Source organism: Mucilaginibacter sp. (assembly GCF_039935595.1).
Lineage (GTDB): Bacteria > Bacteroidota > Bacteroidia > Sphingobacteriales > Sphingobacteriaceae > Mucilaginibacter.
Genome location: NZ_JBDTJZ010000026.1, coordinates 1 through 22,597 on the forward strand (window position 1 = coordinate 1; position 22,597 = coordinate 22,597).

The following is a 22,597-nucleotide window of genomic DNA, read 5'->3' on the forward strand; positions in this document are numbered from 1 at the left end:
GTATTAATAATACCCCAGGCCAACCTTACCGATAGCTTAAGAATATCATGCATAGGGTATACCGCCAAAACTTTAGCTATAAGCGATATTAAACGCGACGAGGATCTGAACGTCGCCCTCGAAAAAAGCAACACCACCTTAGCCGAGGTTACCGTAACTTATTATGATGCGGATAAGATCCTTAAAAAGGCTATGGCCCGCATCCCCGAAAATTATATTAACCGCCCCCATATACTGCGCGGTTTTTACCGCATGTATACTTATAATGACCAAAATCCATTGCAGCTATCAGAAGCGGTATTTGACGTTTACAATTTTGGGTATACCGACAAGCATGCCGACCTTTTCAGGCTGGTGAAGGCGCGCAGCGAAAAAAACGAACGCGATTTTAACACGCTTGAATTTGGCCAAAAACCTAACTCCATTTTTGAAACTGATGTGATTAACCATATAATGGCCTCGGGGTTTTTAAATGACGAGGGCCTGCTTAACCACCAGTTTTACGCAACGGGTCTTGTTGATGTAAACGGTAATAAGGCCTACGAAATAACATTTAGCGAGAAGCCGGGTGTTGAGGGTAATACTTACCGCGGCACTATATATATTGATACCAAAACTTACGCCTTTATCTATTTTGACTTTGGGTTGAGCCCTTCGGCAACAAGCACTATTGGGGCTACTACGTTTGCCAAACGCTCGTTAATGCGGCTGGGTAATACAGGTATTGACCTGCTGTATGACCATACCAAAGTAAACTACCAGCAGTTTGGCAATAAATGGGTATTATCAAATGTAGAGGGGGATGACTCGCTGAGGGTGAATAATCCTGAAAAGAAATACGACTACGTGGCCCACGTAAAATTCAATTACCAGATAACCGCTGTAGATACCACCGAGACGGAATCATTCAGCTCCAAAATTGGACGCAATGATAATATCAACGCCTATAAAAGCAATGGCGACGAAAAGTTTTGGAAGGACTACAACATCATATTATCTGATTATGATGTAGATGATATATTTAAAAAAGTAAAGGCTATTAATAAAACGGTGAAGTAGACAATGTGCCTGTTGTAATACTACAGCCAACACAAAAGGCCCGATGAAAAATCATCGGGCCTTTTGTTATTGTTTTTTTTTAAATTAAGATTGACTGCTTTGCTGGCGTTTCTCGCCGGCCAGCGGAAGGCTTGAAATATAAAGTACAACACCGACACCGAAAGTTATAAAACCGCTATAAGCCAACGCTGCCGAAGCTTGGATCCCATTTACTGAGTCAGCAGCATTTAACGCATGGTCGGGCGTTAAAACAAATGCTCCGCCTACTATTAGTATACCAATTAATGTAATGATTAATCCTAAGGTCTTTTTCATATCAGTTGTAAAAAAATTACTGCGCAAATATATAAACTTTATGCTTTAATTATATATACTAAAAACAATTCTCCGCTACTTTCAAGTCGCCGCAGTTTGGCAATAAGTGGGTGCTATCAAACGTAAAGGGCGATGACTCGTTGAGGGTGAATAATCCCGAGAAAAAATACAACCACGTGGCCCACGTAAAATTCAATTACCAGATAACCGGTTTTTAATACGTTATCTTTGCCGCTATTAAACCAGTGCTTAGGTAGCATTAACTGCAAAAAGAGAGAAGAATGAGTGGAAGATCAATAAGGCGTGGCCCAACGGCCAAAAATTTACGTAACCTATTTATACTGTTCCTGCTGTTTACTTTTATTATAGCAGTTGGTTCGATCGTGTTAAAGTATTCTATCGGGCAGAAGCTGGATAGGCTGAGCACCCGGCTTAAAGAGCCTTCGCCAGAGCCGGAGATCAGCAATATACTGCTGGATCTAAACAGCGCTGAAAATGATTTTCAAAAAGCTAATCTTAACGGAAACGCGGATAACCTTAATGACTATAAGCTTAAGCTGAACAACGTTTTTACGAAGATCAACACGCTTTTGGTGAAATACCAGAGCGATAGCGCCCGCTATTTTCCGGGCAGTAGGCAGCAAATTGCCCGGTCATTTACCCAAAAGCTGGCTATTTCCCAACGAGTATTTGACCTGAAACTGCATTTCGATTCGCTGCTAAGAGCTACAACACCCGCTACAATCATTCCTGCCGAAAACAAAGCGCGTTTGCGGGCTGCAAGGGCCGACACTACAGTTAGTATCAGGCAGGAAGCAACCAATGCCGGGCTGTTGAAACGTTTAAAAAACGCCATCGTCAATAAAAACCAGGTTAAAGTACTAACCATACACGAAAAGCGTATCCGCGATTCGGCAAAAAAAAGGCTTACACCGGCTCAATTGCTGCAACAGCTTAACCGGCAAAATGCCTATTTGCTGCTGTCTAACCAACAACTCATCACGGCCAACCTCAACCTGCTGGCGCAGCTCCACCAGCTTTTACAACAGCTAAAGGACATTAACCAGGCGGCCTGGGAAAAAGCCCGAAACGAGGTATTGGAGCAATACCAGTCAACCACAGCTGATATGGACCATTTTATCAGCGTGGCTATTATACTGATACTGGTTTTTATAGTGCTGCTTATTATTTATATCCGTAAAGCCGGGCAAGCCGAGCAAAATTACCTGACAGAGAATCAGCGGGCCGTAGACCTGGCCGGGCAAAAATCAGAGATACTGGCAATTATGAGCCATGAGATACGTAACCCGCTAACGGCAATTGTGGGCGCCATTTATATGTTAAATAAAACCGTCTTATCGCCCGACCAGGAGAAAAAAGTATTGGCCATCAACCTGTCGTCAACCATGTTGATGGAAACGGTTAACAATATACTTGACGTTAGCGCACTTGAACATAACCATAGCGGGGTGCTTTTAAAGGCAACCTTTAAGCCTTTCGGGGTATTGCGCGAAGCGGTAGACAGTATGCTATTTATGGCCGAAAAAAAGGGCATTTCACTGGTATATGAATTTACCGGGGATGAAGACGCCACGGTTAACGGCGATACCTTTAAACTCAAGCAGATCATGGTTAACCTGTTGAGCAATGCCATCAAGTATACAGATGCAGGGGGTGTAACGGTATCAGCTGTATTGCCCGCTCAAACGCAGGGCACAGTACTGGAGGTTAGTATTACAGATACCGGTATCGGCATCCCTAAAGAGCAGCAGGCAACCCTGTTTACCCGCTATTACCAAGCCGGCGGCAGTCAAACCAAGGCGGGTACGGGTTTGGGCCTATACCTTTGCAAACAACTTATAAACCTACAGGGCGGCACCATTAGTGTACATAGCGACACAGGCAAGGGCTGCACCATCAGGTTTAGCATACCTTATGTTGATTAATGTGGCAAAACCCGCTTTACGTAGTATAAGTTTATATGCGCCAGTTTAACCCGTTAGCTAGCAATCAAACAATTATAAAAAAAGTAGCTTTAGCTTATTAAAAAAATAATGTTTGATGATAATAAAACGTAAGCTATCTGTTTTAATTGAACCGTTTAAAGCGCTAAAAAACCGGGTTTTCGCGGGGTTGTATTTTGCAGAATCGATCAGTTTGCTGGGCGACGCTTTTACCTGGGTAGGGCTTGCACTATTGTCTTATCAATTCGGAAAAGAACGATCGGCTGTAATACTCGCTACTGCTTTAACCCTCCGCGTGATCGCATTTATCATATTTTCACCCTTTGCCGGTGTACTTGCCGATCGCGTGAGCCGTAAAACTATTCTTTATACCACTCACTTTTTCAGGATGGCAATTGTGGCTTGTTTTCCTTTTGTACATGCCGAATGGCAGATCTATGCTTTGGTTTTTCTATTAAATGTTTTCAACGCTTTCTTTACGCCAACCTATCGCTCCGTCATCCCGTTAGTTACCAGCCATAGTCATTACCGGCAAGCCGTTGGTTTATCAACTGCCACTTTTCAGATCTTAGGCATTTTAGGGCCCGGATTAGCCGGAATTTTGGCGGTATGGTTCGGTATACGTGAGATCTTCTTTTTAGATGCGGGTTCGTTTATTATAGCTGCTATATTGATCCTGACATTGCCGGCTGCCAAAATGCAACACAACGTTATGCAAAGCCAAAAAACATTCACTGCCTGGCATGACGCGTTGAAAGGAGTAAAACTGCTTTTCAAAAACCCGCTTATACGGTTTGCTTTGTTTATTGAGTTTGTTTCGGCCATTGCCGGAGCACAGATACTGGTAAATACAGTTGGCTACGTCAAAACCACACTGCACTTAACTGATAAATATTATGGCTGGGCCATGGCTACTTTTGGTATTGGTGCAAGTATTGCTGCTTTTGTAGCCGGAAGTTTGGATAAAACCAAAACACGCCGTATCTCGCTTATCGCAGGCGCATTAATTCTCTGCGTTGCCATTTCGTTCACCAACTTTGTTGGTTACCCGGTAATGCTCATCTTGTGGTTATTCGCTGGTTTGGGGCAAAGCCTGGCCGAAATGCCGTCAGAAACATTGATTGGCGAAAACATAGCGGATAATGAACAAGGGAAGGTTTACGGCTCACACTTTGCCTTCTCACATTTATGGTGGGCTATAGCCTACCCTATAGCCGGGTTTACAGGCAGTCATTTTCCCAACAGGAATTTTTTACTTGGCGGTGTCATTTCGGGGATGCTATTTCTTATAGCTTTGTTAATTAACAAAAGCTCGGCAAAGGCATATGGCTAAAACGGTACTCAAATCTGATCTGACTTTTAAACAACGGCTATCATCTTTAAAAAATCTGCCCGAACTTTTTCGCCTGGTATGGCAAAGCAGCCCCGGTAAAACAACGTTAAGTTTCGCGCTGCGTATAGCCCGTTCGGCTATGCCTGTAACCCTGCTGTATATCGGCAAACTGATTATTGACCAGGTAGTATTATTGAACCGCCACGGCGGCAGCCAGGATACCCTATGGAAATTGGTGATCATTGAGTTTGGCGTGGCGGTGCTTACCGATGGATTGAGCCGCATGATCACGTTAACGGACAGCCTCCTTGGCGATCTTTTTTCTAATTATACGTCTATGCGCATTATGCGCCATGCCACAACGCTTGATCTTGACCAGTTTGAAGACTCGGTATTTTATGACAAGCTGGAACGGGCGCGACAGCAAACGGTGGGCCGCAGTATTTTATTGTCGCAAGTGATGAGCCAGGTGCAGGATTTTATATCTATGGCTTTTTTGCTTACCGGGCTTATCGCTTTTAACCCCTGGCTCATATTGGTGCTGGTTATTGCTATTATTCCCTCGTTTTTAGGCGAATCCTACTTCAACAGTAAAAACTATGCCCTCAGCCGCAGCCAAACACCCGAAAGGCGCGAATTGGATTATGTGCGTTACCTGGGTGCCAGCGACGAAACCGCAAAAGAAGTAAAGATTTTTGGCCTGTCCGACTTTATCATCAACCGGTTCAAAACACTTTCGGATAAATTTTATGCTGATAACAGCAAACTGGCCATTAAACGGTCTGCCTGGGGTACCTTTTTTTCGGTTTTGGGCACTATTGGCTATTATGTGGCTTATGGGGTTATAATCTACCAAACCATTATCGGCAAAACATCAGTAGGTACGCTCACTTTCCTTGCCGGCTCATTTCAGCAGCTTAGCAACCTCATGGAGAATATGCTTGGCCGTTTTACTACGGTATCGCAGGGCACCATATACCTGAATGACTTTCTGGAGTTTTTTGAGATCAAACCTAAAATAAGTGTCGCACAAAATCCTTTGCCGTTCCCTAACCCAATTAAACAGGGCTTTACATTTGAAAATGTAGGCTTCCGTTACCATAATTCTGAAAGTTGGGCCAACAGACATTTAAGCTTCACCCTGCACCCCGGCGAAAAACTGGCATTGGTCGGCGAAAACGGCGCCGGAAAAACCACGTTGGTTAAATTGCTGGCGCGGTTATATGACCCAACCGAAGGGCGCATTTTACTGGATGGTATAAACCTTAAAGAATATGCTATTGAGGAGCTGCGACTGAACATGGGTATTATCTTCCAGGATTACCTGAAATATCAAATGACCTTTTCGCAAAACATAGCGGTAGGAAATATCAGCCAAATTAACAATAAGACACTCATCCAAAAAGCAGCGGAAGAGAGCCTGGCCGATTCGCTTGCCGCTAAACTACCCAACAAATATGATCAATGGCTGGGGCGGCGGTTTAATGAGGGGATCGAACTCTCCGGTGGCGAATGGCAAAAAGTAGCGCTTGCACGCGCCTATATGAAAGATGCTCAGGTTTTAATATTAGATGAACCAACAGCCGCTTTGGATGCACGTGCCGAATACGAAGTTTTCCAACGGTTTGCCGAGTTAACCCGGGGAAAATCGGCAGTACTTATCTCCCATCGCTTTTCAACAGCACGTTTGGCCGACCGTATACTGGTATTGGATAAGGGCACTATACTCGAGGCGGGTACACACCAGGAATTGATATTAAAAGGTGGCCACTATGCAGAATTATTTCAATTGCAGGCTAAGGGTTATCAGTAAACCTCACTTTTAAGTATCATTTGGCAAACTACCTCCGGATCCTTTTAAGGATTAAGCGTTGCTCTTTTGTTTAGTCCAATACTCCAGGTGCTTCGCATCTTCAATAAAGGCAAGTACCTTTTCTTTGATCTCATCCCTTACTTTGCGCGTGTTTTCCAGTACTTCTTGCTCTGTACCTTTAAAACTTGAGGGATCGGAGAATGACCATCCCATTCTTCGAACTACGCCGGGAAAGATTGGGCAACCCTCTGCACTGGCTTCATCACAAACCGTGATGACTGCCTGGAACAAACGCCCTTTCTTAAATAAGTCGAAAACTTCCTGTGTGCCTTTATGGCTAATGTCAATGCCCACCTCCTGCATTACTTTTACAACATTCGGGTTCAGTTTTCCCGGTTCAAGTCCGGCGCTTTCAGCAATTAGTGATTTACCGTTATAGTGATTTAGAAAGGCCTCGGCCATTTGGCTGCGGGCCGAATTGTGGATGCAAACGAATAAAATATTGTGCTGTATCATGGTTTTATGTGTTGGTTTATAATTTATCTACCTATATATTGCAATATAACGATTAATAAAAACAAAAAAAATCAGCAGCAGTTTTCGTCAAATTTCACATCAAGAAAGAACGCTTTTAATATTGCCGCGTTTTCTTTCCATTTTACCTGATCAATACAATAATTCATAGACGTACCTTCAATTGTACCTTTTAATAAACCGGCATCTTTTAGTTCTCTCAAATGCTGCGAAGTGGTTGCTTGTGCTAAACCCGTAACTTCTACCAAATCGCCGGTTATACACTCGTTAGCTTTTAACAAATGGTCAAGAATTGCTATTCTCGCCGGATGCGCCAAAGCTTTAAGCATTTGTGCCAGTTGGTTCTGCCTATCTGTAAAATTAGCCGTCTTAGTTAACCCCATCTTATTAATGCAATATTACGATAAATAGTTAAAAATCCAAATTTTTATGGGGAGCAATGTTTTACCCGCTTTGCGGAATTAAAAATAAGTTAGGGTTGATTTGCAATCTCTCCCAAAAACACTAATTTTAATTTAATTATAACCGATCCATAAACCACTATAATGAAATTAATTAACACAATTAACCGTGCCGTAGCATTGGTTATGTTATCAGGCATGATATGGGATGCAACACCTGCTATGGCCCAAATACCAATCCGAGACCCGCATACGCCCGGTTATGTAACTGCCACCGAACTGCCTGATGGTACCATACCCTCGGCAGATGCTTACGGCAATTTTATTATAGGTCCTACCCATACGCCTGCGCCCGAATCGGTTGTACATGATAATGTGCCGCAGGGAATGGTGTACCGTTTTACTATAGATTCGAAAGACAGCAAGATATATCCCGGCATAGCCAAGGATAGGAACACCTTTGGTACGCCCGACCCGGCAAACCCTGCCAGTTTAATTGTTACTACCAGCCATCCTGCTCCTTACACACGCCAGGTAGCGGTATATGTGCCTAAACAATATGTAGCGGGTACCGCCGCGCCATTTATAGTCGGAGCCGACGGCCCGGACAATTTACTTTTCACGGTGCTTGACAATCTGATCGCCGAAGGCAAAGTGCCGCCCATGATAGCCATTTCGTTAGGCAACGGCAGTGGGGATGCCCAGGGCAGCGAGCGCGGTCTGGAATACGATACCATGAACGGCACCTACGCCGAGTTTGTTGAAACCGAAATATTGCCGATAGTTGAGAAACAGTACAACGTAAAACTAACCAGGGACCCTAACGGTCGCGCTGCCATGGGTGGCAGTTCGGGCGGCTCGTGCGCACTCATTATGGCCTGGTACCATCCGGAATGGTATCACCGTGTGCTTACCTATTCGGGCACGTATATTAATCAGCAATGGCCGTACAACCCTAAAATACCGGGCGGTGCCTGGGAGTTTCATAAAAGCATTATCCCCAACAGCAAGGCAAAACCGTTACGGATATGGATGGAAGTTGGCGACCAGGACCTGTACAACCCCAACGTAATGCGCGATGATATGCACGACTGGGTAGTAGCCAACGAGAACATGGCCAAAGCACTTGCCGATAAAAAATATAAGTACCAGTTTGTATTTGCCCGAAACGCCAAGCATGTGGATGGTGCTACCAAAAGGCAAACACTACCCGAAGCATTGGAATGGCTTTGGAAGGATTATAAGCCGGTGAAGTACTAAAACGACTGTCCGGAACGTAATGGGATGCCGAAATAAATTCGGCATGACCCCTCGTTAATACTTACTTACTAAACACGTCTATCAGCAATTCCTTGCCCTCTTTAATGTCAACCACATAATCGCTTTTATCCTTTGGATGCTTGCGGGCAAAAACACGCTGGTTATAAATACTTGGCGACAGATCGCGTTTGCGCAGGTATTCGTCCCAAGCTTTTCTATCCGCATCGGTAAGTGTGCGCCTGTTTTGCTTTGCCATCATCTCAATCATAAAAGGCTCGCGCGAGTTACTGGTCCAGCGGGTAGCGTCCTGCCTAACTTCCACTTTATATTTGCCTGCTATAGGTCCCTGGTTTTTGGGCATTAAAAATCTTCCTAATTCTCCGGTACCTGTATTGCGGATAAAAACAGTAACCGGGGGCGCATTTTTATTGTCAACCGGTGTTAATATCACCATACCATCCAGCAGGGGGGTGCCATCTAATTTTACCACACCCGCTAAAGGGAACTGCGGTTTAGGGGTCAAAAAGCCACCTGCAGCCAGCCAGTTATGCAGCAAGGTTGTCCACTGGCCTAATATGGGGTCGCCCAGGCCAAATCCGGTGCCGTGGATGCCGTTTCTAAAAAAGTGCGCTTCTACAGGCACGTTAGCACGGTATAGCCGCGTATACATATCCAGCATACCGGTTTGGCTGCCCCTGTCTTCTACCGTACCGTACATAAATGTTGGCGGCATAGTGGCTAAAGCCGAGTCGGCATTGGCCGGGATACGTGTAGAACCGTAAGACAGAATTATAAAATTTGGTTTTGGCGATAGTCGGCTCAGCGGGTCTGCTGCATCTGCCTGTACAGCGCCGCTGTTTAAGGCCATATCAGCAATCAGCGTTGAGCCGGCAGAAAAACCAACCGCTCCTACACGATCAGCAGAGATATGATAATCTGCGGCATTTGCCCGTATGTATTGCATGGCCCGTTTGCCATCTTCCACCCAATTGCTGCGGTTATATAGCGGACTTAACCTGTAGCGCAGCAAAAACGCGGTAATGCCATGCGCTTTTAGCCATTGGGCAACCAGTACGCCTTCATGGTCAACCGCGCGGATGGTGAACCCGCCGCCCGGCACCACTAATATAGCGGCACCGTTACGCTTTGATGCTTCGGGAATAAAAGGCGTTACTGCCGGTTTATCTTCATCACTTACCCCGGTAGCACCGGGTGCGCCGTCGGGCCATAACAAAATAGGGTCGGCCAGTTTTTGGGCCATCGCGGTAAATGACAGTCCTGTAAAAACAAGAGCCAGGAATAGCTGAGGTAGTTTCATTAATGTTAGCTTGAATTGGTTAGCATAAAGTTATATAAAATACCGGAAATTTAAACTCCGGTTCATTTCATAAACTGACGGTTCAGGATGTTATCAGATTTTTATTAAACTTGTAATTAATTATGGATGTAACAGAACTTAGAAACCTGCAGGCACCGCTCAAAGATAAATACCGCGAGCAGCCGGAGTCGGCAATTATCACATTAAAAGCAGAAGGTAAGATTGGCGAAGGTATTTCCTGTAAAGTGGAAACCGGCAAAGCCATAGTAGAAGCAGGCTTGCATCCTGCCACCGGCGGCACAGGTATGCTTGCCTGCTCGGGCGATATGCTGCTGGAAGCATTAGTGGCTTGTGCCGGCGTTACCTTACAGGCAGTGGCAACGGCTATTGAGGTAAATATAAAAAGTGGAACGGTGAGGGCAGAAGGCGACCTTGATTTTAGAGGCACGTTAGGTGTTAGTAAAGAAGCTCCCGTTGGTTTTAAAACTATTCGTCTGGAATTTGAGTTACATACCGATGCGGGCGAAGAGCAAATAGCGGCCCTAAAAAAACTTACTGAAAGGTATTGCGTTGTATATCAAACATTGGCCAATGGCGTTGATGTTCAAACAACGTACACCACCTCAAATTGAACCTCATATTCGACGAACTCATTGATAGTTACCTGGCCACCAACGTGGGTACGGTAAGTAATTTTTTGAGTACAGCATTATCGGCACATTTGGTAGATAATATTAACGTGCTTTATGCAGGCGATTTATTGCTGCACGCGGGTACGGGTAATAATAAACTGGTAAACCACGATAAATTAATAAGAAGCGATAAAATTTACTGGCTGGACAGGCTGCACAATAATATTTATGAAAACGCCTTTTTTGATTTGATGGACAGCTTCGTTATTCACCTTAACCAAAGCTGCTATGCCGGTATTACCGGTTACGAGTTTCATTATACGCTGTACGAAAAAGGCAGTTTTTACAAACGGCACCTGGATAATTTTAAACAAAACGGCACCCGGGCCTTCTCCATGATTATGTATTTAAATGCCGAGGTTTGTGGCGGCGCGTTGCGCATTTATCAGGGTGATGGGTCTTGCGATATTTCGCCCAACGCGGGTAAAAGTGTTTTTTTTAAAAGCAACCAACTGGAGCATGAGGTTTTGATAACCCATTTACCACGCATGAGTATTACTGGGTGGTTAAAAATTGGCGCATAAAAAAACCCGCATTGCTGCGGGCTATTTCTATCATTATTTCACACGCTCCACGTATTCGCCGGTGCGGGTATCTACTTTTACTTTATCACCCTGATTGATAAACAAGGGCACTTTTAACTCCACACCAATCTCGGTTGTAGCAGTTTTAAGCGCACCCGACGAGGTATCGCCTTTAACAGCCGGCTCGGCATAGGTAATTTCAAGTTCTACAAAGTTTGGGGCCTGCGCCATAATGGGTTCCTCGCTTTCAAAAGAGATGATAACATCCATGTTCTCTTTTAAAAACCTTACCGACTGGCCAAACAAAGTTTTGGGTACGCTAAACTGGTCGTAAGTAGTGTTATTCATCACTACCAGGTTATCGCCTTCTTCGTATAGGTATTGGTAGTCGTTTGTTTCTACACGGCAAATCTCCACCTGCTCGTCAGTAGCTAAACGGGCCTCCACAATTTTACCGGTTTTAATATTACGGAACTTATCTAAATAGAAAGCGCCGCCCTTACCCGGTGTACGGTGTAAAACCTCGGTAACGGTTACCAGTTCGCCGTTAAAACGTAATATGTTGCCTACTTTAACTTCGGATGCTTTTGCCATAAAAATGCTATTGTAATTTTCGAGCCCAAAGATAGATTAATAATCCATTTATAAAAAAAGCGCAGCTGTACCACGTGGCAGCGCGCCTATAATATCGTTTAATGAAAATATGCAAGCAAAAAAAACAGCAAAATGGTTTAACACAACTTAACACATTTTCAACAAAATTTGATTTAAATAACTGATAATAAACATTTTAACTTTTTTAGGTGTTAACCATAAATTTTTATCTTAGGTTAATTTATCTAAATATTAGTTACGTTTTTTTCCGACAAGCCAAAAATAAAAGAGTTGGTAGAATTAAAGGATTGTGCCGGTGGTTATTAAGCTGAAAGCTTAATAAAATCTATCCACGAGTTATAAACTTGTGGGAGCAGAGGGATATATTTGAAATACAAAGTGTGCTGCATTGTGTTCTATTCGGTAACTTTATATATCCTTAAAAATACGCACAATTATGTTTGACCTTGATTATATCCAACAGCTGATCGCTAATGGAATAGAAGAAAATCCGGAACTGGAATACAAGTCCGCTGCTGCTTTGCAACGAGATGATAAAAAAGTAATGGAGATAACAAAAGATGTTTCTTCTTTGGCTAACTCCAATGGCGGTATATTGATTTACGGGATTGCTGAAGATCAAACAAATAAACACCTACCTGGTAAAATTGACACGGTAGATCGAAAAGTCATTACCAAAGAATGGCTTGAGCAGATACTTAACGCTAAAATAAGGCCCCGTATACACGGTCTAAAAATCAACGTTATTACAATTGCGAGGGATCAGGTGGTGTATATACTGGAAATACCTAAAGGAGAAACCGCACATCAGGCCGACGATAAGAAATATTATCGTCGGCATAACTTTACTGTTGAACCATTATTCGACCATGAAATCCGCGACATAATGGGACGGCAAAAGAACACTGACATCGTTATTGATTTTGATATTGCAAAGCAGAGTAATTTACGAAAGGGAGCAGACGGTAAGCCTGCTTTAGACGATAAAGAGCCTTATTTTTATTGGATGAATATTTACGCTGAGAACGTCAGTAAAATTTATGCCAAGTATATTAACGTCGTTTTTAAACTCCCTAAAAGATGTGTTAGGGGCAACGTTTACGATAAACGTTACAACAGTACAGAGGAAATGAAAGCTGATAATACCGTAAGGGATTTGGTAGAACCGAATGCAGAACGCTACTTCGTCGGACCAATTGCTAAACCCAAACAATATGGCCCGGTCAGACATGAACCTTTATTACCAGGCATGCGAGTTATGCTAAAATCAATACCAATAAACGAATACTCGACTGATGTCGGCAATAAAGTAAGCTGGACAATTTATGCTGACAATGCGGAACCCAAAAGCGGTGAGATCGAGTTTTGCAATATGAAGCATTTTTAATTTGATCACCTATAATCTACTATTTTGCGTATGGATTTCCCTTTGTTGATTGACGCTAAGAATCTTATCTTAAAAATTTTAAAGCAATATGATATAAAGCCCAAGGGGAATACCACCCAGGATATTTTACGAAGTTACTTTAACCTAAAACATAAAATAATTAAAAGTACTCCACGTCCTGTATACATCAGTAACGGGCTGCGACTTAAAGCTAAGTCTTTAAATCTTGACTCCGTTTTCACCAGCATCGAAAAGAAATTTATATCAGGCGAAGACATTAATCCTTTTTTGAGTAAGCGAGCTTTTCTTTCTGAAAGGCACGACTCTCTATTGAATGACTGGCAAATCCATCATTTACATTTAAATGAAAGCAAAATGAAAGCGACCGATTATTTTAATACACGTTCAGAATGGCTGCTGTTTGTTCACGTAACTGCCAACACAGTTTACTTTATTGATATCCGGCACCACAATGAAAATTTTGTTTTCGCCCAACGTGATTTATTAAGAATAATACGGGATAACTGGCCTGATTTGAATAAACAATTCTTGATTAATGATCAGGAAATGGATGTTTATCCCAAACTGGACGAAGAAGGTATCACAACGCTACGAAAAAAAGGTTATACGTTTTTTACACAAGTAGATAACCACGCCTATTTTCCCGGACTTAGTTCAACGGTAAGTGGTTTTAGCATTTTGGCAGGACTGCATATGAACGAATTTTACCGTGAGTTATTTAGAATACATTGTTATGTTATTGAACACGAGGCCGAAGTAATCGACCAGCTTTCAAAAAATTCAGGTGTAAAACTTTCATCCTTAAACTTCAACTTAGCTTTTAAAGATTGGACATTTTACGTTTTTGAGGTTAACAGCAAGCAATTTGTCAATTTTGATTTAGGAGATTATAACCCACATGCTAAAAATGAAGTGGCTGAGTGACCGATTTTTTAGTCCCCGCAGATTCTCTCGCAAAAGACCCAGCTAAGACAAAATGGCTCAAACATTTAATGACACAACTTAATCTGCAATATCATCATGTTTATCCACTTTTACCTTTTTGTTTCTAACCATAAACCGGGTAGCCAGTTTATTTTGTTTCCGCTCTTCGTCGCCCATAATAATACCCCAGGCATGCAGGCTTTCCACCCGGTCAAAAATAATTTTCAATACAGCAATAACCGGGATGGATAAGAACATTCCGGGTATCCCCCAAAGCATCTCGCCAATAACTACCCCTAAAATGGTCATTAATGCATTGATACGTACCTTAGAGCCAACCACTAATGGCAATAAAACATTGCTATCCACTAAATGAGTGACGACCAGAGTGCCCATAACCCAAATAACCTGGCTGCTATCGGCCGAAGTGCCCAGGCTAACTATGGAACTTATTACCAAAGCGGTAAAGATGCCGATATAAGGTACCACGTTAAACAATCCGGTGATCAGCCCCAGCAAAATGGCGTATTTAACACCCATTAATGAAAAAGCTACGCTAACCACCACAGCAACAATCGCCATTTCAATGAGCAGGCCAATAATATATTTACGAATCATGTATTGTACCTGTTCAACAATCTCATGCACTGTAGCGGTATTTTCTTTCAAAAAAACCGATTCCAGGAATTTCATGATCAAGCTGCGGTAAAGGAGGAACAGAAACGAATAAATGAACGTAAATACCAGAAATAAAAGCATAGCTGATACAGACAAGACCGTTGCCCCCACCGCAGCGGTATCCGGCGATAAAACTTTGCTGGTGGCGGTATTTACAACCCGCAATTGTTTGGCCCGTGCCACATGAAAATTATCCTGCACCCATCCGCGAAATTCCCAAAGAGATCTTTTTATCTGGGCCTGGAAATCCGGCCATTCCTTGGCCAAATCGGCAATTTGGGTGCCAATAACGTAAATTATTGTGCCAACAAACAAAAGCAGCAAAATCACAGATAGCATTGCTGCCGCGCTTCGCGGTAATTTCAATTTAAATTCAAAGAACTGCGAGACAGGTAATAATAAAATGGAGAACAGGCACGAAAATATTAATGGCGACAGAATTTCTTTGCCAATAATAACCAGGTACCCGATAGCAAAAAGGCTAAAAAGCACGCAGGCCAGCTTTATATAAAATGGCAAATTGCTAAAGGTTTTTAAATCCATAAATTGTGCAACAAAGATAGCAGATTATTGTTCGCTTACCCGGCTGACCTACAAGCTATTGTTGGCTTAAAACATAAAAGTCGTTAATATTACTGTCCCCGCCGGTTCTCATGTAAGGATCCGGTGATTATTTGATATACACTTTCAAAAAACGCAGGGTCCGCTGCGAAAAACTGCTAAGAAAAAAGTTATAAACTCGCGCCAGCGTGGGATTTTTTATTCATTTTAATACCATCTGTTAAATTTAGTAGCTACATTCAATAATGCTAATAGAGTTTGTTACGCAACCCCAGTTTAATTTTTTAAGCACTTTTGCGGAGGCCCTGAATGTCCCTGTAATTAATAATGAGGTACAAATACCAGCTTCGCTCGGCGAGGGCTTTGTTAGGCGGGTAGATATTTATGAAGATTTTCGCCTGCATATTCATCGTTATCGACTTAGCCAGGAACTGATATTAAAACGCGTAGGTGCAAAAGAACCGGCAAGTTTTATCAGCGTGATATTATATAATAACGAAGAGCCTTTAAGTTTGGTAACGGCTGACGAGGAACAACGAAATTTTAGTCGTTACAACGACATGGCGATACAGATCGCGACCAATAATTTCGATTCTATAATTGCCTTTCCGGCTGGTACCGAAATTTATTATACCGTAATCGGGATAAGTACTACCCGTCTTGAAACGCTTTTAGCACTCAGTGAAAAAGACGCGCTGATCGATGCGATCGTAACGCCAAAAGAATCCATTCTCCTTTTTGAAAGTATGGCGCCCGAAACACAAACAACGCTTAAACAGATCTCCGAATCGCAGTCAGAAAATGGCTTTGCAGATTTTTACTATCGTTTAAAAGCAGAAACCCTGCTATATGATGTGTTTAATCAACTGCATAACCGGCAATCGTTAAAACATAACCCGGTTAATAAGGCAGATGCAGAAAAGCTTTTTTTGATTCGCGAAGCTATACTCAGTAATCTTAGTGAGCCGCCCAGCCTGCCCGCACTGGCCAAACTGGGCGGCATCAGCGAAACCAAAATGAAAGATTTGTTCAGACAGGTTTTTGGCGATAGTATATACCATTATTATCAAACAGCCCGTATGGAAGAGGCTGCTTACCTGCTACGACATAAAAATTATTCGGTAAGCGAGGCCGGTTATCAGTTGGGCTTTAGTAACCTGAGCCATTTTACAAGGTTGTTTGAACGTCACCACCAGCAAAAACCTAAAAAATACGCGTCGGGCGGATAGGACTATTTTTTGGGCGGGGTACGCTATTTTAAATTGCCCATCATGCGGACCTTTGACATATCATTTAAGAAATAAAAAAACAAACGATATGAAAAAGCTACTGATTCCATACAACAGCACCGCTCTAAATTTAAAAAACCATTTAGTGATGGCCCCAATGACCCGTAGCCGCGCTATTGGTAATATTCCTAATGCATTAATGGCAGAATATTATAGCCAACGCCGCGGGGCAGGTTTAATTATAACCGAAGGTACGGCCCCGGCTCCCGAAGGGCTCGGTTATGCCCGTATCCCCGGCATATTCTCACCCGAACAGGTAGAGGGCTGGAAATTAACAACCAGTGCCGTACATCAAAACAACACCAAAATATTTTTGCAGCTTATGCATACCGGTCGCATAGGCCACCAGGCTAACCTTCCGGAAGGTGTGCAGGTTGTTGGCGTTTCGGCTATCCCCGCGGCCGGACAAATGCATACGGATACAGCCGGGATGCAGGATTACCCTGTTCCGGTAGCCTTATCAACACAAGGTATAAAGGATGTCATCAATCAATATGTTGCCGCTGCAAAAAATGCGATTGCTGCCGGTTTTGATGGTGTAGAATTACATGCCGCCAATGGCTACCTGATTGAGCAGTTTTTGAACCCGAATGTGAACGACCGCACAGATAGCTATGGCGGAAGTATAGAGAACAGGGCCAGTTTTGCAATTGAAATTGCAAAAAGTGTAGCCGCTGTCATAGGCAAAGAAAAGGTTGGCATCCGGATCTCGCCAAATTCTACGCTGGGCGACCTCCAGGCTTATGATGCAGATACCACCCAGGAAACCTATATCCATTTAAGCAGGGAATTTAACCGGATCGGTATTGCCTATATCCATATTAGCCTTAACCCGCAGATACCTGCCGGGACGCTGACAGCCATTCGTACCGAGTTTGAAGGTACACTGATATACTGTAATACGTTTACGGCAGAAAAAGCGGAAGCTGAACTGAATAATGGCGACGCGGACCTGATTGCTTTTGGACGTGGTTTCCTCGCAAACCCAGATCTTGAACAACGTATTGAAAAAGGTGCAGAATTGAATGCCCCTGATTTTACAACGTTATATACCCCGGATGCTAAAGGGTACACTGACTATCCTGTTCTTTTCAATTAATTCCCTTTAAACAATTCTGTTCAACAAATGTAAATTATATATGAGACCAACCAAGATCATTACAGTAAACCCGTTAGAGGGAACTGATTTAGCAGTTGTAGGAGATAACTACAGACTACTTATTACCGGTATAGAGACCGATGGCGAATTTGCAGTTATAGATATGCTGATTCCTCCCGGAGGCGGGCCAGGTCCGCACGCCCACGCCGCCTTTCATGAATCATTTTACGTGATAGATGGGGAAATAGTAGTGCGAACTGAAAAGCAAACTTATATTGCAAAAAAGGGCGCCTTTGTCAGTATTCCAAAAGGCGGAGCAATTCATGCTTTTAAAAATGAAAGCAAATCCAATGCCCACATTTTATGTATTGTAGTTGCTGCCGGGTTGGAAGAATTTTTTAAAGAGATTGGTAAACCTGTTGCTTATGGCGAGTTTTTACCGGTACCAGAAATGACACCCGAAGATGCGGAAAAACTTAAATCAATCGCCATCAAGTATGATCAGGAAGTTTTTCCGCCTGATTATTTTGAAACAAAATAACAATGGCTACCTGAATTTACACCTTAAAAAAATTCTTGGATTTTTAATCCCCGCGGGGTCTCCTGAAAGGGACCCTGCGATTATTTGACCCTACCACTTGCAAAAACGCAGGGTTCGCTGCGAGAGACCCTGCTAAGACAAAATGTCCGTAATTTTGTTGTTTCCATCATGTTGCATTAACGATACAAAATTAATCGGCACCCCCCGCAGGCAATTTTATAGCATTCCGTTTGTTTTTTACATAATTTTACTTTGTTATTAACCAGGATCAGACCCTATGCGAAACATGTTTGCTTTACTTTTATTATGCTTTATCAGTTTTAATAAAGCAACTGCCCAAGCTTCTTTTCAGGGCCACCAGCCGCAGGTCGCCAAGGATGCATCCGGTGTGGTCAGGTTGGTGTATGGTCGGGCAGACAGCATCTTCTGCTCCACCTCTACCGATGCCGGTAAAACCTTTTCAAAGCCAATTTTAGTAGGCATTGTGCCTGATATGCACCTGGGCATGGCCAGGGGGCCGCAACTGGCCAGTTCGGTAACTTATAGCCTGGTAACCGCTATAGATAAAAAGGGAGAAATTCATTATTTCATATTAAACCATCGAACAAGGCAAGGCTGGAAGGCAATGGGCTTTTTAAACGACCAGCGTTCGTCAGCACCCGAAGGATTAATGAATATCGCTTCGGATAAGCAAGATCACTTCTATGCAGTATGGCTGGACACCCGTATGGGTAAAAAAAATAATATTTATTTCTCCTCCTTTACACCAAAATCAAATAAATGGAGCCTCAACAAGTTGGCTTATCAGTCGCCTGACGGCCACGTATGTGAATGTTGCCGGCCAAGCATCGCGGTGGACGGAAGCCGGGTAGCCATCATGTTCCGCAACTGGTTGATGGGTTCTAGAGACCTATACCTGATCAGATCAGAAAACAATGGAATTACTTTTAGTGCTGCACAAAAGTTAGGAGCCGGTACGTGGAAACTGAACGCCTGCCCTATGGACGGCGGCGGTTTAATATTTAATACCGACCACTCCATCTCCACTATTTGGAAAAGACAGGGCACTGTTTATTATGCTAAGCCGGGCAGCAATGAGGTAGAATTAGCCACAGGACGTGATTGCAGTATCAGTTTGATAGGTGGCCAAAACGTGGTTTCATTTTCCGACAACGGTAACCTTAAGATAACCTATGTAGGTACCAATAAAGTGACCGATGTAGGTAAAGGCAGTTATTTAAAAACTATAGGGTTGCCCGAGAACAAGTTATTGTTGGTTTGGGAGGACGGAGAACAAGTGAAGGCAAAGACGTTATGAGGTTGCTCATTACACGTCCACCAATTTTGTCTTAGCAGGGTCCCTAGCAGCGGACCCTGTTAAGACAAAATTTAGATTATTATTAATTACGAACTGGGTATCGCAGCAACCACGGACATCCCGGCACTGTTGGTAAGAATACAGGTATTACCTGATGTACCATTGGTGCCAAATGACATCATTTCTGTAGGTATTACGCCCGGTGCCGGTGCCGGACTGGCTAAAATATACATGATGGGTACGTATATAAAATTATCCAATATTACCCCATTTAATTTTACTGCTGTATCACTCATAATAGCTAAGGTGGTTGGAGGATTTTTTGTGGTCATGACAGCACCACCAAACACCGATAGCGGTACCGGGTTAAACAGCGTATACCCGGTTACATTGTTGTAGTTTTTAAAACTCGCGGTAATGGTTACCAACGAGTTTAAATTAGCGTCATATTCCCTTTTAAATACTATGGTTATGGTTTCGCCGGGTAAGGTCATCGTTAAGGTATTATTGGTGAATGACATATTAGCCGCCTCAAAATAATAGCCGTTAGCATTAACACCATCTACTGATATGCCTATTTTTACATTATAAGCCTTAATATTTGCATTGGTAACATATTGCCCCTGTATAGACACGAAGGCACCGCTATGGATAGAAGGTAGCTGATAGTAACCGCTAAACGCGGCAAGTTGCTCGCTGTTAGGGTTAGCCGATATGAGTTTTGATGCAACCGGCTTAGGTATGGTTTGCAATGATCTTTGCGCGCCGTGCAAAGGGATATTATTGCACGCAAGTCCCCCTTCGGCAGCAGAACCCATGATAAAAAATACCACTTCTTTGGTCGCGGTTAACGCTACAAAAAAATACATATTCACGTTATACAAATAACCCGCAATGGGTTTTAAACCATCGCCCGGGGTATCGTTATACAAAATTGCACCGTTGGCTTCTATCTGCAGCAATACCGGTTCGTTTGCAGGCGCGCTGCCGCCGGCAGGTAGCGATAAATAATACTGGCCGCTAAACACAGCCGGAGTTATAGGATTGTTATAGGTTGCACCCTGTACTGGGGTTGCAGTTGTTTGTCCGGGGATGGTGATACTGCCAGCGCAAGTTGCCGTAGTGCCGGTACCATTATCTGTACGGGTAAACGTTAAACTAATATTATACCCGCCCCCGCTTTGTACCAGCTGATTATTTTCAAAACTTCCGGTAAATAGTATCTGGGAAGAGTTTTTTCCGTCTAATGATATTAAAAGGTCTATAAAAGGAATGGAATAGGTACCTATAGCCAAAATATTTGCATCAATAGCAAAAAAAGCCCCGGTGGTACTGTTCAGGGTGTAATATCCGTTAAATGCCATTAACGATGTATTAGCCGAACTGCTTTTTATCTCGCCAGGATCAACATTTTTATATTTTTCGAATTTTTCCAGGAGAGAACTAACCAATGGGTTAGATGAGGTGGGATCAATGCTTTTAACGAATTCCATAACTGTGTGTTTTAGGTAACGAATGTTTAACTTATAGGCAAGATACAATAATGGGATGATTTTTCTAAAAAACAAATCGTAAAAAAAGCCTCACATTGCTGTGAGGCTTTTTGCTCCTGAGGCTGGGCTCGAACCAGCGACCCTCTGATTAACAGTCAGATGCTCTAACCGGCTGAGCTACTCAGGAATCTATTTCCGGTTTGGAGTGTGCAAAAGTATGATTATTGCGCATATTTCACAATATTTGCAATAAAAAATTTATAAAATATTTTACATGAGTTTATTAGTTATTGGTACTGTGGCGTTTGACGCTATTGAAACCCCCTTTGGTAAAACCGACAAAATTGTGGGTGGTGCCGCCACCTATGCCGGTTTAGCGGCTACGTATTTTTATGACAAGGTTAAAATTGTAGCTGTTGTAGGCGATGATTTCCCTGAAAGCGAGATCAAAGACTTTGAAAAACATGGTATAAATACCGAGGGTCTGCAAATTAAAAAGGGCGAGAAATCTTTTTTTTGGAGCGGTAAGTACCATAACGATATGAACAGCCGCGATACTTTAATAACAGAATTAAACGTATTAGCTGACTTTGACCCTATCATTCCCGCCAGCTACCAGGATTGCGACTACCTGATGCTGGGTAACCTTACCCCGCAGGTGCAGCAAACCGTTATTAAACGCCTAACCAACCGCCCTAAGCTTATTGTTATGGACACCATGAACTTTTGGATGGACATTGCCATGGACGACCTGCTGGAAACTATTAAACTGGTGGATGTATTAACTATTAACGATGCCGAGGCGCGCCAGTTATCGGGCGAATACAGTTTGGTTAAGGCTGCCCGTAAAATATTAACCATGGGCCCTAAATATCTGATCATTAAAAAAGGCGAGCATGGCGCATTGTTGTTTAGCGAGGATAAGATATTCTCGGCCCCTGCGCTGCCCTTAGCCGAAGTATTTGACCCAACAGGTGCCGGTGATACCTTTGCCGGTGGATTTATTGGTTACCTGGCAAAAGTAGGTACCGTAAACTTTAACAATATGAAAAACGCGCTGATCTATGGCTCGGCATTGGCATCATTCTGTGTAGAGAAATTTGGCACCGAAAAATTAAAGAATTTAACCAAACAAGAAATTGCGGCGCGTATACAGGAGTTTGTGAGTTTGTCGTCTTTTGAGATAGTTTAATAATATGCTCAATATCTATAAACAAGCCCTACAGAAATGTAGGGCTTGTTTGATTTTATAGCTTAAAGTATTAAATAAGTAATTCAATGTACTTTTAATATTTGATAAGGTCTTTTAATTCAGGTTTTTATAATATAATTAATTATTTATATTGCGGAAACCCAATTTGATGAATCAAAATTTCAACCTGTTTCGACTTAATTGCATGATGGATGATAGTAAATCCAAAAATTTTAATGCAATTATAATATCTCTTATTTGCGAGC

Annotated in this window: 21 protein-coding genes and 1 tRNA gene; 14 read left to right on the top strand and 8 right to left on the bottom strand. The window is 42.8% G+C overall.

Going from position 1 to position 22,597, the window contains the following annotated elements:
* Positions 1-1,059 (top strand): hypothetical protein (locus ABI367_RS01430; RefSeq protein WP_462230465.1); only part of this gene is annotated, 1,059 nt, incomplete at its 5' end.
* 84 nt (positions 1,060-1,143) lie between these two features.
* Here ABI367_RS01430 and ABI367_RS01435 read toward each other — a convergent pair.
* Positions 1,144-1,374: a hypothetical protein gene (locus tag ABI367_RS01435; protein ID WP_462230467.1), complete on the bottom strand. Its 231-nt coding sequence runs from the start codon at positions 1,372-1,374 to the stop codon at positions 1,144-1,146.
* Positions 1,375-1,655: 281 nt separating this feature from the next.
* Between ABI367_RS01435 and ABI367_RS01440 the strand changes: the two genes are divergently transcribed.
* The 3 genes from ABI367_RS01440 to ABI367_RS01450 all read left to right on the top strand — a co-directional run bounded on the left by ABI367_RS01440 (position 1,656) and on the right by ABI367_RS01450 (position 6,484).
* Positions 1,656-3,320 carry a sensor histidine kinase gene (locus tag ABI367_RS01440; protein ID WP_462230469.1) on the top strand — a complete coding sequence of 555 codons (1,665 nt, stop codon included), beginning with the start codon at positions 1,656-1,658 and terminating at the stop codon, positions 3,318-3,320.
* 115 nt (positions 3,321-3,435) lie between these two features.
* A complete protein-coding gene (locus ABI367_RS01445; protein WP_462230505.1) occupies positions 3,436-4,671 on the top strand; it encodes an MFS transporter in 1,236 nt (411 codons plus the stop codon).
* Complete coding sequence (locus ABI367_RS01450) at positions 4,664-6,484, top strand: ABC transporter ATP-binding protein (protein WP_462230471.1); 1,821 nt, start codon at positions 4,664-4,666, stop codon at positions 6,482-6,484. Before ABI367_RS01445 ends, ABI367_RS01450 begins: the two co-directional genes overlap by 8 nt.
* Before the next feature lie 51 nt (positions 6,485-6,535).
* On the opposite strand, the gene ABI367_RS01455 is transcribed toward ABI367_RS01450, so the two are convergent.
* Both ABI367_RS01455 and ABI367_RS01460 read right to left on the bottom strand, forming a co-directional pair.
* On the bottom strand, positions 6,536-7,000 hold the full coding sequence (locus ABI367_RS01455; RefSeq protein ID WP_462230473.1) for an arsenate reductase ArsC: 465 nt from the start codon (positions 6,998-7,000) through the stop codon (positions 6,536-6,538).
* Between the two features lie 71 nt (positions 7,001-7,071).
* A complete protein-coding gene (locus tag ABI367_RS01460; protein WP_462230475.1) occupies positions 7,072-7,401 on the bottom strand; it encodes an ArsR/SmtB family transcription factor in 330 nt (109 codons plus the stop codon).
* 162 nt (positions 7,402-7,563) lie between these two features.
* Between ABI367_RS01460 and ABI367_RS01465 the strand changes: the two genes are divergently transcribed.
* Positions 7,564-8,679, top strand: a complete 1,116-nt coding sequence (locus ABI367_RS01465; RefSeq protein ID WP_462230477.1) for an alpha/beta hydrolase — start codon at positions 7,564-7,566, stop codon at positions 8,677-8,679.
* Between the two features lie 61 nt (positions 8,680-8,740).
* Here the strand turns inward: ABI367_RS01465 and ABI367_RS01470 are convergent, their stop codons facing one another.
* Positions 8,741-9,997, bottom strand: a complete 1,257-nt coding sequence (locus ABI367_RS01470) for an alpha/beta hydrolase (RefSeq protein WP_462230479.1) — start codon at positions 9,995-9,997, stop codon at positions 8,741-8,743.
* A 122-nt stretch (positions 9,998-10,119) separates the two neighbouring features.
* Between ABI367_RS01470 and ABI367_RS01475 the strand changes: the two genes are divergently transcribed.
* Both ABI367_RS01475 and ABI367_RS01480 read left to right on the top strand, forming a co-directional pair.
* On the top strand, positions 10,120-10,629 hold the full coding sequence (locus ABI367_RS01475) for an OsmC family protein (protein WP_462230481.1): 510 nt from the start codon (positions 10,120-10,122) through the stop codon (positions 10,627-10,629).
* On the top strand, positions 10,626-11,213 hold the full coding sequence (locus ABI367_RS01480) for a 2OG-Fe(II) oxygenase (RefSeq protein ID WP_462230483.1): 588 nt from the start codon (positions 10,626-10,628) through the stop codon (positions 11,211-11,213). Before ABI367_RS01475 ends, ABI367_RS01480 begins: the two co-directional genes overlap by 4 nt.
* Before the next feature lie 33 nt (positions 11,214-11,246).
* On the opposite strand, the gene efp is transcribed toward ABI367_RS01480, so the two are convergent.
* Entirely contained in the window at positions 11,247-11,807 is a 561-nt protein-coding gene (efp, locus tag ABI367_RS01485; RefSeq protein ID WP_462230485.1) for an elongation factor P, read from the bottom strand.
* A 457-nt stretch (positions 11,808-12,264) separates the two neighbouring features.
* Between efp and ABI367_RS01490 the strand changes: the two genes are divergently transcribed.
* Positions 12,265-13,215, top strand: coding sequence for an AlbA family DNA-binding domain-containing protein (locus ABI367_RS01490; RefSeq protein ID WP_462230487.1), 951 nt, complete (start codon positions 12,265-12,267; stop codon positions 13,213-13,215).
* A 30-nt stretch (positions 13,216-13,245) separates the two neighbouring features.
* Positions 13,246-14,160 carry a hypothetical protein gene (locus ABI367_RS01495; protein ID WP_462230489.1) on the top strand — a complete coding sequence of 305 codons (915 nt, stop codon included), beginning with the start codon at positions 13,246-13,248 and terminating at the stop codon, positions 14,158-14,160.
* A gap of 78 nt (positions 14,161-14,238) precedes the next feature.
* Here the strand turns inward: ABI367_RS01495 and ABI367_RS01500 are convergent, their stop codons facing one another.
* Positions 14,239-15,381 carry an AI-2E family transporter gene (locus ABI367_RS01500; RefSeq protein ID WP_462230491.1) on the bottom strand — a complete coding sequence of 381 codons (1,143 nt, stop codon included), beginning with the start codon at positions 15,379-15,381 and terminating at the stop codon, positions 14,239-14,241.
* Positions 15,382-15,644: 263 nt separating this feature from the next.
* Between ABI367_RS01500 and ABI367_RS01505 the strand changes: the two genes are divergently transcribed.
* From ABI367_RS01505 to ABI367_RS01520, 4 genes are all read left to right on the top strand, one after another.
* The gene (locus ABI367_RS01505; protein ID WP_462230493.1) at positions 15,645-16,628 is read left to right on the top strand and encodes a helix-turn-helix transcriptional regulator; all 984 of its coding nucleotides are present in this window, start codon (positions 15,645-15,647) and stop codon (positions 16,626-16,628) included.
* An 88-nt stretch (positions 16,629-16,716) separates the two neighbouring features.
* On the top strand, positions 16,717-17,787 hold the full coding sequence (locus ABI367_RS01510; protein ID WP_462230495.1) for an alkene reductase: 1,071 nt from the start codon (positions 16,717-16,719) through the stop codon (positions 17,785-17,787).
* A gap of 40 nt (positions 17,788-17,827) precedes the next feature.
* A complete protein-coding gene (locus ABI367_RS01515; protein WP_462230497.1) occupies positions 17,828-18,328 on the top strand; it encodes a cupin domain-containing protein in 501 nt (166 codons plus the stop codon).
* A 277-nt stretch (positions 18,329-18,605) separates the two neighbouring features.
* Positions 18,606-19,646, top strand: a complete 1,041-nt coding sequence (locus ABI367_RS01520; RefSeq protein ID WP_462230499.1) for a hypothetical protein — start codon at positions 18,606-18,608, stop codon at positions 19,644-19,646.
* Between the two features lie 86 nt (positions 19,647-19,732).
* Here ABI367_RS01520 and ABI367_RS01525 read toward each other — a convergent pair whose 3' ends face one another.
* A complete protein-coding gene (locus ABI367_RS01525; protein ID WP_462230501.1) occupies positions 19,733-21,139 on the bottom strand; it encodes a hypothetical protein in 1,407 nt (468 codons plus the stop codon).
* Positions 21,140-21,252: 113 nt separating this feature from the next.
* Positions 21,253-21,326 (bottom strand) — tRNA-Asn (locus ABI367_RS01530).
* Positions 21,327-21,413: 87 nt separating this feature from the next.
* Here ABI367_RS01530 and ABI367_RS01535 point away from each other — a divergent pair.
* The gene (locus ABI367_RS01535) at positions 21,414-22,331 is read left to right on the top strand and encodes a PfkB family carbohydrate kinase (protein ID WP_462230503.1); all 918 of its coding nucleotides are present in this window, start codon (positions 21,414-21,416) and stop codon (positions 22,329-22,331) included.
* Positions 22,332-22,597: the final 266 nt, after the last annotated feature.